The organism is Nocardia speluncae NBRC 108251 (assembly GCF_001613245.1).
Lineage (GTDB): Bacteria > Actinomycetota > Actinomycetes > Mycobacteriales > Mycobacteriaceae > Nocardia > Nocardia speluncae.
This window is the reverse complement of sequence record NZ_BDBZ01000007.1, coordinates 57,916-70,748: the sequence shown is the minus strand read 5'-3', so window position 1 is coordinate 70,748 and position 12,833 is coordinate 57,916. Positions and strand designations below refer to the sequence as shown.

Here is a 12,833-nt window from a genome sequence, read left to right as displayed (position 1 = left end):
GCTGCTCCTCACGCGCCGGTTACCGTGCCGTGGAATCGGTCCCCGAAATCGCCGATACCGGGCAGCATGAACGCCTGGTCGGTGAGGCCGGTATCGATATGGGAGGTCACGATCCGCAGGTCCGGGCGCCGGGAGAGCACCGTGGCGATGGCCTGCGGGCAGGTGAGCACATTGACCACGATGATCCGGTGCTCCTCGACCCCGGCGGCGACGAGTTCGTTCACCGCGGTGAGCAGGGTGCCGCCGGTGGCGATGGTCGGATCCAGCAGCAGCACTTCCTGTCCGGCGATATCCGGCGGTAGTTTGCGGTAGAACAACTTCGGCTGTTTGGTGGTGGGATCGCGCTGGATGAGAATCTTGCCCAGGCGGGTATCGGGCCGGATCTCTCGAAGTCCGCTTTCGAGCGCATCTCCGGCCCGCGGAATCGTCACCGCGTACAGTCGCGGCGACACCGCCCGGGTGCCGTCGAATTCATATCCCGTGGGCGTGGTGACCGCGTGCGGGCGATGTTCGAGGTGCGAGAGCGCCTCCTCGAGCAGCAGCCGGATGATCCGCCCGGTGGTGCGGACGAACCGCTCCTGGCCGGTACCCGTATCGCGGGCCTCGGTGTGCAGGGCGAGCAGTCCCGGCCGGTGCGGGAGTTCGAAAACATTGACCCCGAGGTATTTGTCGATCCGGACGGGTTCGGTCGCCGGGTGGGTCCATGTGGTCATATCCGGTCTCGCTTTCGATCCGAGGAGAGACTGCGGTGGCGCCGTAGCACGGCGTAGGTGAGGTCGTCGAAGGTGTGGGCGACGAGATCGGGGGTCGTCGCGGTGATCTGCTCCGGCGAATACACCCCGTAGCTCACCCCGATCGTGAATGCCCCGATAGCGCGGCCGAGGCCGATATCGCCTGCGGTATCGCCGATCACCGCACCGGCCGGGCCGATATCGTGCAGGCCCGCACCGGCCAGGGCGGCATCAGCGCTGTCCCGGTGGGGCTTCGGATTACCGACATCATCGGCGCCGATCACGACCGCGAACCGGTCGCGGATACCGGCGGCTTCCAATATCAGCTCGGCACTGTGGTGCTTCTTGCTGGTGACCACGGCCGGCACCAGCCCGGCGGCGGTGAACCGGGCCAGCCCCGCGCCCACGCCGGGGAACAGCAGATCCGCCGCTTTCGGAACGATCAGTTCCCGGTACCGCACGAGGTATTCGGCGGCCACGGCGGCGGCCACCACCGAATCCGGTTCGCTACCGGACAATGTGGCGGCCATACGTTCCAGCGGTGCGCCGATCAGCCGGCGGGCCGCTTCGATACCCGGGTGGTTACCGGTGACGGTTTCGACGGCTGCCGAGAACTGCTCGGCGATGGCGCGGGGGGTGTCGAGCAGGGTGCCGTCCAGATCGAACAACAGCGCCGAAGGTTCAACGGACATGGGCGGGCTCCGTTCCGGTCGTGGCCGGGCCGGCCGGTTCCGGCGGCCCGCTCGTGCGGTGGATTGCGGCGCGCGCCACCTCGATATCGGTGGCGGCCGCGGTGGTGCTCAGTAGGACCGCGCGGTTCGCGGCCGCGGCCGCACCGCCGGTGGCATCGTCGACCGCTCGCAGCACCGCGGTGGTCACCGCGGATCCGGTGATACCGGCGGCCGCGGTATCGGCCAGGGCCTGCGCGATGGCCTCCTCGATGGTGTCGCCGTCCAGTGCGTCCGCCTCGGGGATAGGGTGGGTGACCAGGACCGATCCGCCCCCGGCGAACCGCCGGTGCAGCCGGGCGACCTCGGCGATGCGGCGCGGATCGTCGATTTGCACGGGCACCGGGAACCCGCTGTCGCGGCAGTAGAACGCGGGAAACCGGTCGTATCCGTAGCCGATCACGGGGGTGCCCTGGGTTTCCAGGAACTCCAGGGTCCGGCCGATATCGAGGATCTTCTTCACACCGGCACACACGACGATCAGACCGGTGCGGGCGAGTTCGGTCAGATCCGAGGAGATATCCAGGGAATCCTCGGCACCGCGGTGCACACCCCCCAGCCCGGCCGAGGCCACGGTGCCGATTCCCACGTGCCGGGCCAGCGCCATGGTCGCCGAAATCGTGGTCGCGCCGAGCCCGCCCCCGGCAACCGCTACGGCAATATCGCGACTGCTGACCTTGGCGACGCCGGAGGCGGTGGCGAGGCGTTGCAGTTCGGTGTCTTCCAGGCCGATGACGACGGCGCCGTCCACGATCGCGATCGTCGCGGGCACCGCGCCTCCTGCCCGCACCACCTGCTCGACCTCGCGGCCGACCGCGAGGTTGCCGGGCCGGCGGAAGCCGTGGGCGATGACATTGGATTCCAGTGCCACCACGGGATGGCCGCGGCGCAGGGCGGTATCGACTTCCGCGGCGATCCTGATCGACACGAAGCTGTTGCGGTCGGCATCGGACATACATGGACTCCGTTCCCCCGGGAGTACGGGTGTGGACGCGGGGCACTGACTGTTCCGTGATGGTGCGCCGGGCGAACCGCCGGGACCACCATTTCGGCCACGGTGAGCCGAAGCGTTTCCGGCGCCGTATGTTTCGTGGTTTTCTCCTGCGAAATCCGCTTTCCCGCGCGGTCGCCCGGCGGTATCGCGCCCGCACCCGAACGAGGTATCGAATGGTTTCAGCCGACGATCTTCCTGCCCGCCTCGAACGCCTAGCCGAGGTCGTCTCCGGACTTTCGGCCGGTGCGGCCGAGCGGGACGCCCGGCACATATTGCCCACGCGGCACCTGTCGGACCTGCTGGCGGCCGGCGTGGGTGCGCTGCGAGTGCCGCCCGAGTTCGGCGGCGCCGGCGCCGAAGTGAGCGTGCTGGCCCGGGTCCTGATCGATATCGCGGCGGCGGATTCCAATCTGGCGCAGGTCCTGCGTGGCCATTCCGGGCTCGTCGAGATCCTTTGCCAGGCCGCGCCGGGTCCCGCTCGCGACAGCCTGCTGCGGGCCGCCGCCGGCGGCGCGTTCTTCGGACCCGCGGGGACGGAAACGAATACGTCGAGCTTGAATTCGTTGTCTGCCACTCTGGAACATGCCGGTGACCACTATCTGCTGAACGGCCGCAAGTTCTACACCACCGGCAGTCTCTACGCCGACTGGCTGAACGTGCTGGTCGTCGTGGACGGCGAATTCGTCTCGGCCCTGGTTCCGCGGCATTGCGCGGGAGTCACCATCGTCGACGACTGGGACGGCTTCGGGCAACGGCTCACTGCCAGCGGAACAGCGGTATTCGAGGATGTCTGGGTAGACCCGGACTACCTACTGCACCATCGCAATCCGCTGCTCAACGACTATATGGAGGCGTTTTACCAGTTCGTGTTGTCGGCGGTCCAGGCCGGTATCGTGCAGGCCGGCGCGAACGACGCCGCCGCCCTCGTCCGGTCTCGCACCCGCAGTTACCCGCTCGCCTCCACTCCTGAACCGGCGCAGGACCCGCAGGTGTTACAGATCGCCGGTGAGGTGGCGGCCAAGGCATACACCGCCCGTGCCACTGTGCTGCTACTGGCCCGCACCCTCGACGAATTCGCCGCCGACCCGGCCCCGCACCGGGCCGAGCAGGCCCTGCTGGACTCGGCGGCCACCCAGGTCACCAACACGGACCTGGCCGGAGCCGCGACCTGGCGATTGTTCGACGCGGGCAGCGCCACCGCGGTACGGGCCGCCGCCGGGCTCGACCGGCACTGGCGTAACGCCCGCACCATCTCCTCCCACAATCCGGCCGCCTACAAGGCCGCACTCATCGGTGACCACACGGTGAACGGCACCGCACCCCGCAGTTATCTCAACAGCCTCGCCGCCGAGCGGGCCGACAGGACATAGCCGATGCGTATCCCCCGATGGTTCGGGCGACTCTGCGCCGTGCTTGCGGTCGTGGCCGCCGGCACGGCCTGCGGTGGCGGCATCGCGCAGAACGACTCCCCGGCGTTCGTCTACATCACCAACGCGCCGATCGGCCAGAACGAATTCCTCCAGCTCGGTGATACCGGCACCGCCGCCGCCGCGGCCGCCCTGGGCGGTGGTGCGCGCACCTACGAAAGCAAGGACGAGCAGTCGCGCCGCGCCAATATCGAGGCGGCAATCGCCGCCGGCCCCGAGGCGATCGTGCTGATCACCTACGAATTCGACGATCTCGCTGTCGAGTACGCCGAACAATACCCGGACCAGCAGTTCGTACTCATCGATTCCTGTCCCGACCCGATTCCGGAAAATCTGCGCTGCGCGACATTCAAGGAGCACGAGGCGTCGTATCTCCTGGGTGTCGAAGCCGCTCTACTCAGCCGCAGCGGTCACCTGGCCTCCGTCGCAGCGCTGGATTCACCGTTCTTCCACCGCTGGTCGGATGCATTCGCGCAGGGCGCCCGCAGCGTGAACCCCGCGGTGACCGACACCCAGCTGTTCGTCGGCGGCGACAATGCGGTGGGCGATCCGGCTCGTTCGAAGGAGCTCGCACTCACCGCGATCCACAACGGCGCCGATCAGATATACGCCGTGACCGGTGGCGGGAACGGGGGCATCTTCGAAGCGGCCGTCGAGCGCCGGGTGTTCGCCTACGGCGTCGATGTGAACCAGTGCCCGCTCGCGCCGGGCCGGGTCGTCGACAATGCCATCAAACGCATCGATACGGTGGTGCTGGATCTGCTCGCCGCCGTCCGTGACGGCGTGCCCGGCGGCACCTCGAAGGCCTACGGCCTGGCCGAGGGCGGTTCGACGGTCACCTCACTGACCGACGACGCCGCCGCGAGCGGTTGCGTGATCCTCGATCATCCCGATATCGTCGCGCAGGTCCGGCAGACCCGTGACAATATCGTGGCCGGCCGGGTCACGGTCCGCGCGCCCGGCGAATAGGCGCCACCCGTGCCCACGCTCGAGCTCGACGGCATCACCAAACGTTTCGGCCCGGTGCGCGCCAACGACGGTATCTCGTTCACCCTCGGCCCCGGTGAGGTGCTCGCCGTGGTCGGAGAGAACGGCGCCGGGAAAACCACCCTCATGTCCATCCTGTACGGCCTGGTGAGCCCCGATTCGGGCCGTATCGTGCTCGACGGGCAGCCGGTGGAGTTCGCCTCGGCGGCCGAGGCGATCGCGCACGGATTGGGCATGGTGTTCCAGCACTTCCAGCTCTTCGGCGAACTGTCGGTGGCCGAGAACATCTGCTACGGCGCCGAACCCGGCCGCTGGGGTGTGCTGCGCCGCACCGAAGCCGTCCGGCGGGTCACCGCGCTGGCGGCCGAACACGGGCTCGCGGTCCCGGTGCACGAACCGGTCGCGGGACTTCCGGTGGGGGTGCTGCAACGTATCGAGATCCTCAAGGCCCTGTACCGCGGTGCGGAACTGTTGATTCTGGACGAACCCACCGGCGTCCTGACACCACAGGAGGCCCGGGCACTGTTCCGGGTGCTGCGCACATTCACTGCCCAGGGCCGGTCGGTTGTGCTCATCACCCATAAACTCGACGAAGTCATGGCCGTCGCCGACCGCGTGATCGTACTCCGCGACGGCCGGAAGGTTTTCGAATCCGCGGTGGCAGCAACCGGTACCACCGAACTGGCTCGGCACATGACCGGCCGCCTGGTCGACCCGCGGCCTCGTCGCGCCGGGGGTCCTGCGGGCGGGCCGGTGCTTCGCGTCACCGGTGCACGAACCGCTTTATCCGGGCCCGGTGCCCTACACGATATTTCACTCACCGTGCGTGCCGGTGAGATCGTCGGGATCGCCGGGGTTGCCGGTAACGGCCAGGAGACCCTGGCCGCCGTGCTGGCCGGGCACCAGATGCTGACCTCAGGCTCGATCGAACTGAACGGTGCCGAGATGACCGAGCTGGACAACGGCGGCCGCCGCCGGGCCGGACTCGCCCATATCCCTGAGGACCGCTATCGCGACGGGGTGGCCGCGGACGGCTCCGTCGCCGTCAACCTGGCGGCCGGGTTCCACCGCCACCCGCCCCTGGCGATCCGCGGCATTCTGCGGCCACGAGCCCTCCGGGCGCACGCCCGTGACCTGATCGGCCGCTTCGGGATCAAGGTCGCCGATCCGGCCGACCCGGTTCGCGCGCTGTCCGGTGGCAATACCCAGAAACTCGTCGTGGCCCGCGAACTCGCCCATTCGGCACAGTTGCTGGTGGCCGAACAGCCCACCCGCGGTGTCGATCTCGGTGCCGTCGAATTCATCTACGAATGCCTCGACGAATACCGGGCCGGCGGGGGTGCGGTCCTGCTGATCTCCAGTGACCTGGCCGAACTGCGCGCGCTCAGCGACCGGATCGTGGTGCTCTCTGCGGGGGTGATCAGCGGGGAACTCGACGCGGCAGCGGCCGATCCCGAAACGATCGGGATCCTGATGTCGGGCGGCACGGTACCCGAAGCCTCGGTACCGGAGCGTGATGCGGTCGTCGCCGAGGTGGCCGGGTGAGTATCACCGCCGAACCTGCCCACTCGCAGGCCCCACGCCGGGCGGGCCTGCGCCGAATGTTCACCGCCCCGGCGTCCTGGGTGCGGGCCTGCGATACGGGACTCGCGGTGGCGGCCACCGCCGTCATCGTGACCGGCCTGTTCGTCGTGCTGGGGTATCCGCCGGGCACCGTCTATCCGACGATGCTGCGGGCGTCGCTGTCCGGGCCCGGACTGGTGACCACCGTGCAGCAGGCGATTCCGGTGATCGGGCTCGGGCTGGCCTTGTCGTTCTGCTTCCGGGCCGGGCAGTTCAACCTGGGCGGTGACGGTCAATTCGTGGCCGGTGGACTGGCCGGGACGGTGGTGGCCCTATATCTGCCCGGACCCGGCTGGATTGCGATCGCGGTGGCCCTGGTGGCGGCCGCGGCCGGCGGCGCGCTCGCCGCCACCGCTTCGGCGCTCGCATTCACCCGGTTCGAGGCGCCGGTGTTCGCGACCTCGCTGCTGCTCAATTTCCCGATCATCGCGCTCACTTCCTACCTGATCAACACGGCGCTCGCCGATCCGGCATCGAAACGCGATGCCACCGCATCGATCCCGGCGGACCGCCGAGTGGCGGCACTCGTACCCCGGGATTCGGCCGGGCACGATCTGCTCGAATCGTGGTTCGGGTCCGGCAATGTCCTCACGCTGCTCGCCGCCGGGGTGAACTGGTCGGTGCTGGTGGTCGCCACCGTCTTCGTGATCTGCGTGTTCGTGAACAACCGGCTGCCGATCGGCTACGAGACCGCACTCATCGGCCTCAACCCGCGGCTGGCCGCCGGCGTCGGCGTGCGCACCGGGCGGGCCGTCGTGGTGAATATGGCCACCGGCGGCGCGATCGCCGGGCTCGTCGGGGTGCTGGTCGTGCTCGGTTCACACTTCCGGCTCATCGACGGCGGCCTCAACGGCACCGGGTTCGCGATCACCGCCCTGCTGGTGGTGTTGCTCGCGCGCACCAGTCCGGTCGCGGTGGTCCTGGCCGGGTTCCTGTTCACCGCGCTCGGCGTGGGCGCCGCGCAGCTCGAGCGGGATTACGGGTTGTCGTCCTATGTTTCCACGGTGGTGCAGGCGCTGGTGGTTTTCCTGGTTTCGCTACAGCTCACCCCTGCCGCGCTGGTCCGCCGCTGGGGAGTGCGCCGGTGAACCTCGCGCTGCTGATCTCACCCGAGGTGCTCGCCGCCGTCGCCCGCTCATCGACACCGCTGCTGCTGCTCGGCGCCGGTGGCCTGATCTGTCACCGGGCGGGCGTGTTCAACGTGGCTCTCGAGGGGCTGCTGCTACTCGGCTGTTTCACCGCCGTCGCCGCCAGTGCCTGTACCGGTAGCGCCGTCCTGGGGGCCGCCGCCGCGGCTGTGGCGGGTGCGGCCGCGGCCGGCGTCTTCGCCTTCGGCACGATCACCCGGTTCGGGCATCCGCTCATCCTCGGGTCCGCGGTCAACCTGCTCGTCGCCGGGGCGACCACCTTCGCCCTGGAAGCGGTATTCGGTGTGCGTGGCACCTACCAGAGCCCCGATCTGGCACGTCTGCCGCATTGGTTCTCCGGCGCCGCCGCAGTACCCGGTATCGGACCGGTGCTCGCCGCACTGACCCCGCTCGGACTACTCGCCCTCGCTGCGGTGCCCCTCACCCACCTGATGCTGCACCGCACCATTGCCGGTACCCGGCTACGCGGCGTCGGCGAAAACCCGGACGCCGCCCGCTCACTCGGCGTCCGGCCCGACGGCTACCGCTTCGCCGCCCTCGTCCTCTCCGGAATACTCGGCGGTCTGGCGGGCGCCGAGCTCGCCCTCGGCGCCGTCGCCCTGTTCACCGAGAACATGTCCGCCGGCCGGGGCTGGATCATCGTGCTCGCCCTGCTTCTCACCGCCGGCCGGGCCGGCCCCCTGCTCCTCGCACTGGCCTGCTATGCCTACACGCAGGCCCTCGGCTTCCGCCTGCAAACCGTGGGTTTGCCGATGCAGGTTTCGGACGCGGCACCGTATCTGGCGACGCTGGCGCTCATGGTGTGGCTCGGCGTCCGGCCCCGGCGGGTGCGCGGACAGAATCAGGACGAGCAGAAACGTTTCTCGTTCGGCGGCCGCGGCGGATGATCACGCACAGTCTCGCCCCGATCCGGAGGGAACACCCATGACGACCCCGGCAACCTCGGCCGATACCTTCACCGCCGACTGGCAGGACTGGCACCGGCGGCAGGAGGAGAACCTGGCCGATCCGCACGGCTTCCTCTCCGTCACCGGGCTGCACTGGCTCACGGCGGCACCGCAACGTTTCGCCGATGCACCGGGTGAGTGGTCCACCGGCCCCGACGGGGTCGTGGTGGTTCTCGGCGAAGGTGAGAAACTGCTGATCGACGGGAGCCCGGTGCCCGGCACCCACCGTTTCGGCATCATCCCGGAGCGAAGTGGGATCAACGCTGTATGGGGCCCTGCCGTGATCGAGGTCGCCGCACGCGGCGGCCACGATATCGTCCGTCCGCGGCACCCGGACAATCCGCTGCGCACCGGTTTTCGCGGCACTCCCGCCTATGCCCCGGATCCGAAGTGGGTGGTCACGGGGCGGTACACCGCGTTCGCCCGGCCGCGGCCGACCACGGTGGGCGCGGCCGTGGAGGGACTCGAACACGTCTACGACGCGCCCGGAGAGATCGAGTTCGGCCTCGACGGTCGCACCCTCCGGCTGACCGCCTTTCCCGGGAAGGCGCCGGGGCACCTGTCGGTCCTGTTCACCGACGCGACGTCCGGGGTCACGACCTACGCCGCGAACCGCGTACTGCAGCTACCGCCGCCCGGTCCCGACGGCACGGTGACCCTGGACTTCAACCGGGCCGTGAATCTTCCCTGCGCGTACACCGATCTCGCGACCTGCCCGTTGCCCCCGGCGGAGAACCGGTTACCGGTGGCAATCGAGGCAGGCGAGAAAATCCCTTACGAACGCGGCTGATCCGATGAGCGCCGGCGCACCGTCGATCACCACACTCTCACTGCTCACTCCCGGGAACTACCCCGACGGTGATCCCGCCGCCGGACTCGAAGACACGCTGCGGCTGTTCGAGTTCGCCGAACGCCGGGGTTTCGACGGTGCCTGGATCCGGCAGCGGCATCTCGAGCACGGAGTGGGTTCGGCGGCGGTTTTCCTGGCCGCCGCCGCGCAGCGCACCAGCCGAGTCGAACTGGGCACCGCCGTGATCCCTATCGGCTACGAAAGCCCGTTCCGGCTGGCCGAGGACCTGTCGATGGCCGACGTCCTGTCCGGTGGACGGCTGCAACCCGGTTTCAGCGCGGGCACACCGCCGCACGCCGACCTGATCGGCGACCTCGTCTTCGACGGCGACTGGCGCAGCTACGACCTGTCCTACGGACGAATCGCCCGCTTGATCGACAACCTGCGGGGCGACTACCTGGGCGGCCCGGATACCGTGATCCACTCCCCCGGCAATATCCAGCGTCCCCGTCTGCAACCCCACAGCCCCGGGTTGATCGACCGGCTCTGGTATGGCGGCGGAAGCATCCGTTCGGCAGGCTGGGCCGCAACGAACGGCCTGAACCTGCTCACCGGCAATATCGTGTTCGGCGAGCACAGCGACGATTTCGGCACTACTCAGCTGGATCTGCTCGCCGAGTACCGGCGTCGTATCGATCCGGCACGGCCGGCCAGAGTCGCGGTGGGCCGGGTGATCGTCCCCTTCGACAGCGCCGACCGCCCCACCCGCGAGCGCTACCGGCAGTACGCGGCCACCCGGCACGACCGGACGCTGGCCCCGCAGGGTGAGCGGCGCATCCTGTTCGCGCCGGATCTGGCCGGTACCGCCGAACAGATCGTGGCTCGTCTACGCACCGATCCGGTTCTCGCCCACACCACCGAACTCCGCCTCGAACTGCCCTACGAATTCCATCGCGGCGACTACGAGCAGATCCTGCACGACACGGTCGAACTCATCGCCCCGGCGCTCGGCTGGAAGCCCGCAGCGGCGCATCCGCCCCCGGGCCTCGCGGACCGGAAATCGGCCGGAAACGAATCACGCTGAGCCCATGCCGTGAGCGTCGGGGTCGGGGTCGATCGTCCTGTGTTTCTCCCTCGGAAGTCTTCAGTACCGACGGAAAGTACAAGTGGCATGACATATTCACGCTCCGGCACGCCGCAACCATCTCGCGATCGCCTGCGTCCTTCTGTAGGCTGAACAGCCGCCGCGCCCGGTGCCCGTGCTGTCCACCGCGAGCGCCCGAGCCTGCCCCGGTGCCGTGCATTTCACCATCTACAGTGGGACCGTCTCGGCGTGATCGCCACAGTCACCGACGAAGGAGTGGAATGCCACGGGAACTGGCCGATCTACCGTTCACCCAATGGCTGGAACCGGTCGGCGAACTGGCTGTCGAGCGTGAGTACGACTGTGCCCGGTTCGAGGATATGGTGCTGGCCGAACCCGATCTCCGCAATACGGTGTTCGGCCAGTGCGCCTTCCGCTCGATGCATTTCGACCGCGGTGTGGCCGGGGGCGCCCGGTTCGCCGATGTCTGGCTGCACGGTGTCCGGTTCACCGGGACGGATATGCCCGACGCCGCGTGGCTGGATGCGGAAATGATCGAGGGGGCCTGGTCGGGGGTGGAGGCCAGCGGTGCCGAGCTGCGCCGGGTGGTCTTCCATAATTGCAAACTGGACTCGGTGAATTTCCGGAATGCCCGGTTGACCAAGGTCCGTTTCGTCGATTGTGTGCTGCGGCACGTCGATTTCGGTAGCGCGAAGCTTTCGGAAGTGAGCTTCCCGGGTTCCGAGGTGTCGGCTTTGGCGGTGCGCAATGCACAGCTGAAGAAGGTCGACTTCCGGCAGGCGCACAGTATCGGTATCGCCGATGGGGTGGAATCGTTGCGCGGCGCACTCGTCACACCGGGCCAGCTGCTGGACCTCGCGCCGACTCTCGCCGCGGCGGTCGGACTGGTCGTCGAGGAGTGAGCCCAGCGGGCGGTCGTGCGCACCACGTCGGCAGCGGCAGGGCTAGCCCCCGTCGTCACCTCCGATAGCGGCGCTGCCCGGGTCGCCGGACGTCCGGGGAGTCAGTCGGATGTGTCCTCGTACCGGGTGTCGCGTGTCCAGTCGAGTGCGGTTCGCCACCGGTCGTCCTGGTCGAGATAACCGAGGAAAACCTCCAGCACGGACTCTCGATCGGTGTTGGATGCCGCGTAGTGCAGGCTCGGTCCGCCGTCTCGGAAATCGATACCGAACTCGGGCTCACCCGGGATGTAGTACAGGGCCGCCGCGGGAAGATACACCGCCTGGACATAGATCTCGTCGGCGCGAGCCAGTCGTGCAATGGAATGCTCATGCCCCAGCGCGCGAATCAGGCCGATCACGTCGTCCCGCGTCGCATTCTCCGCCTCGGTGGCAAAATCGGACTCCAAATACATTCGCGTTCCCCTCGTATCCCGACGCAGGATACCGGGTTCGGCGCTGCTCGCATCAGCTGGTCACGGTCGCCAGGACGGCTGTGGTGGCGTCGGCGACGGCCTTGTTGCTCGGGGCGGCCATGGGGTAGCCGATGGTCGAGCGGCTGAAGATGACGAGAACGACCGAGGTTCCCGTGGGGCTCCACACCACACCGGCATCGTTGACGGTGCCGTAGGCGCCGGTCCCGGATTTATCGGCCGCAACCCAGCCGACCGGCAACCCCTCGCGCATCCGATCACCCGAGGTGACGCTCGAACGCATCCAGCCGGTGAGCATCCGCCGGTGTACCGGGATCAGCGCATTGCCCAGGACGAGCCGGTGCAGACCACCGGCGAACGCGGCAGGGGTGCTGGTATCGCGGGTGTCGCCGGGGAGGGCTTCGTTGAGTGCCGGTTCCCAGCGATCCAGCCGGGTCTCGGTATCGCCGATCATGCGAGCCAGAGCGGTGACCGCGGGCGGGCCGCCGATCCGGCGCAGGATGAGGTTGGCGGCCGTGTTGTCGCTGCGCACGAGGGCGGCTTGGCACAGGTCGTACCAGCTGAGTGTCTCACCGGCGCGGTAACTGGTGGTCGGTGACGCGATCACGATGTCCGCGTGCAGGATCGGCACCCGCTCGTTCAGATCCACTTCCCCGCGTTCGGCGAGGCGCAGCAGCGCGGCGACCGCGTACACCTTGAAGGTGGAGGTGAGGGCGAACCGGTCCGCGGCATTCCACTCGAAGGTCCGCGCACCCGTGGGGCTGTAGGCGGCGATGCCGAACAGCACATTGTGGCGTTCTTGGATCTCCATCAGCGAATTGCTGAGTTCGGCGACGGCCGGCGCGCTGATCGTGGCGGGTGTCGAGGTGGTGGGCTCGCCCGGATCGGAACCGCATGCGGTGACGGCGAACGCGGTGACGGCCAGTACGGCCGCCAGCGATCGGCGCGGGACGCGGAATTCGGATCGGATCGGTTTCACAT

The 12,833-nt window shown here is 68.5% G+C and carries 13 protein-coding genes; 8 read left to right on the top strand and 5 right to left on the bottom strand.

Going from position 1 to position 12,833, the window contains the following annotated elements:
• Positions 1–8: 8 nt before the first annotated feature.
• The 3 genes from upp to NS6_RS09780 are packed head-to-tail and all read right to left on the bottom strand — an operon-like array spanning position 9 to position 2,414.
• Positions 9–713, bottom strand: a complete 705-nt coding sequence (gene upp / locus NS6_RS09790; protein ID WP_068039826.1) for a uracil phosphoribosyltransferase — start codon at positions 711–713, stop codon at positions 9–11.
• Positions 710–1,423: an HAD family hydrolase gene (locus NS6_RS09785; protein ID WP_068039824.1), complete on the bottom strand. Its 714-nt coding sequence runs from the start codon at positions 1,421–1,423 to the stop codon at positions 710–712. Before NS6_RS09785 ends, upp begins: the two co-directional genes overlap by 4 nt.
• Positions 1,413–2,414 (bottom strand): pseudouridine-5'-phosphate glycosidase, encoded by a 1,002-nt coding sequence (locus NS6_RS09780; protein ID WP_068039821.1) that lies wholly within the window; start codon positions 2,412–2,414, stop codon positions 1,413–1,415. The genes NS6_RS09785 and NS6_RS09780 overlap by 11 nt, the downstream gene beginning before the upstream one ends.
• A 212-nt stretch (positions 2,415–2,626) precedes the next feature.
• Here NS6_RS09780 and NS6_RS09775 point away from each other — a divergent pair, with 212 nt between their 5' ends.
• The 8 genes from NS6_RS09775 to NS6_RS09740 all read left to right on the top strand — a co-directional run bounded on the left by NS6_RS09775 (position 2,627) and on the right by NS6_RS09740 (position 11,382).
• A complete protein-coding gene (locus NS6_RS09775; RefSeq protein WP_068040536.1) occupies positions 2,627–3,823 on the top strand; it encodes an acyl-CoA dehydrogenase family protein in 1,197 nt (398 codons plus the stop codon).
• A 3-nt stretch (positions 3,824–3,826) separates the two neighbouring features.
• A complete protein-coding gene (locus tag NS6_RS09770; protein WP_068039819.1) occupies positions 3,827–4,849 on the top strand; it encodes a BMP family ABC transporter substrate-binding protein in 1,023 nt (340 codons plus the stop codon).
• 9 nt (positions 4,850–4,858) lie between these two features.
• Positions 4,859–6,412, top strand: coding sequence for an ABC transporter ATP-binding protein (locus NS6_RS09765; RefSeq protein ID WP_068039817.1), 1,554 nt, complete (start codon positions 4,859–4,861; stop codon positions 6,410–6,412).
• Positions 6,409–7,578, top strand: a complete 1,170-nt coding sequence (locus NS6_RS09760) for an ABC transporter permease (RefSeq protein ID WP_068039815.1) — start codon at positions 6,409–6,411, stop codon at positions 7,576–7,578. Before NS6_RS09765 ends, NS6_RS09760 begins: the two co-directional genes overlap by 4 nt.
• A complete protein-coding gene (locus NS6_RS09755; protein WP_068039813.1) occupies positions 7,575–8,525 on the top strand; it encodes an ABC transporter permease in 951 nt (316 codons plus the stop codon). Before NS6_RS09760 ends, NS6_RS09755 begins: the two co-directional genes overlap by 4 nt.
• A 37-nt stretch (positions 8,526–8,562) precedes the next feature.
• The gene (locus NS6_RS09750) at positions 8,563–9,375 is read left to right on the top strand and encodes a DUF1684 domain-containing protein (protein WP_068039811.1); all 813 of its coding nucleotides are present in this window, start codon (positions 8,563–8,565) and stop codon (positions 9,373–9,375) included.
• 4 nt (positions 9,376–9,379) lie between these two features.
• Positions 9,380–10,459, top strand: a complete 1,080-nt coding sequence (locus NS6_RS09745; protein WP_068039809.1) for an LLM class flavin-dependent oxidoreductase — start codon at positions 9,380–9,382, stop codon at positions 10,457–10,459.
• 281 nt (positions 10,460–10,740) lie between these two features.
• Positions 10,741–11,382 (top strand): pentapeptide repeat-containing protein, encoded by a 642-nt coding sequence (locus tag NS6_RS09740; protein WP_068039807.1) that lies wholly within the window; start codon positions 10,741–10,743, stop codon positions 11,380–11,382.
• A 101-nt stretch (positions 11,383–11,483) separates the two neighbouring features.
• Here the strand turns inward: NS6_RS09740 and NS6_RS09735 are convergent, their stop codons facing one another.
• Positions 11,484–11,834, bottom strand: a complete 351-nt coding sequence (locus tag NS6_RS09735; protein ID WP_068039805.1) for a hypothetical protein — start codon at positions 11,832–11,834, stop codon at positions 11,484–11,486.
• Between the two features lie 52 nt (positions 11,835–11,886).
• A complete protein-coding gene (gene bla, locus NS6_RS09730) occupies positions 11,887–12,831 on the bottom strand; it encodes a class A beta-lactamase (protein ID WP_068039803.1) in 945 nt (314 codons plus the stop codon).
• Positions 12,832–12,833: the final 2 nt, after the last annotated feature.

Excerpts from the sequence above, each read along its gene's own strand:
- upp (WP_068039826.1), bottom strand. The coding sequence starts at position 713 with ATGACCACATGGACCCACCCGGCGACCGAACCCGTCCGGATCGACAAA.
- NS6_RS09785 (WP_068039824.1), bottom strand. The coding sequence starts at position 1,423 with ATGTCCGTTGAACCTTCGGCGCTGTTGTTCGATCTGGACGGCACCCTG.
- NS6_RS09780 (WP_068039821.1), bottom strand. The coding sequence starts at position 2,414 with ATGTCCGATGCCGACCGCAACAGCTTCGTGTCGATCAGGATCGCCGCG.
- NS6_RS09775 (WP_068040536.1), top strand. The coding sequence starts at position 2,627 with ATGGTTTCAGCCGACGATCTTCCTGCCCGCCTCGAACGCCTAGCCGAG.
- NS6_RS09770 (WP_068039819.1), top strand. The coding sequence starts at position 3,827 with ATGCGTATCCCCCGATGGTTCGGGCGACTCTGCGCCGTGCTTGCGGTC.
- NS6_RS09750 (WP_068039811.1), top strand. The coding sequence starts at position 8,563 with ATGACGACCCCGGCAACCTCGGCCGATACCTTCACCGCCGACTGGCAG.
- NS6_RS09745 (WP_068039809.1), top strand. The coding sequence starts at position 9,380 with ATGAGCGCCGGCGCACCGTCGATCACCACACTCTCACTGCTCACTCCC.
- NS6_RS09740 (WP_068039807.1), top strand. The coding sequence starts at position 10,741 with ATGCCACGGGAACTGGCCGATCTACCGTTCACCCAATGGCTGGAACCG.
- NS6_RS09735 (WP_068039805.1), bottom strand. The coding sequence starts at position 11,834 with ATGTATTTGGAGTCCGATTTTGCCACCGAGGCGGAGAATGCGACGCGG.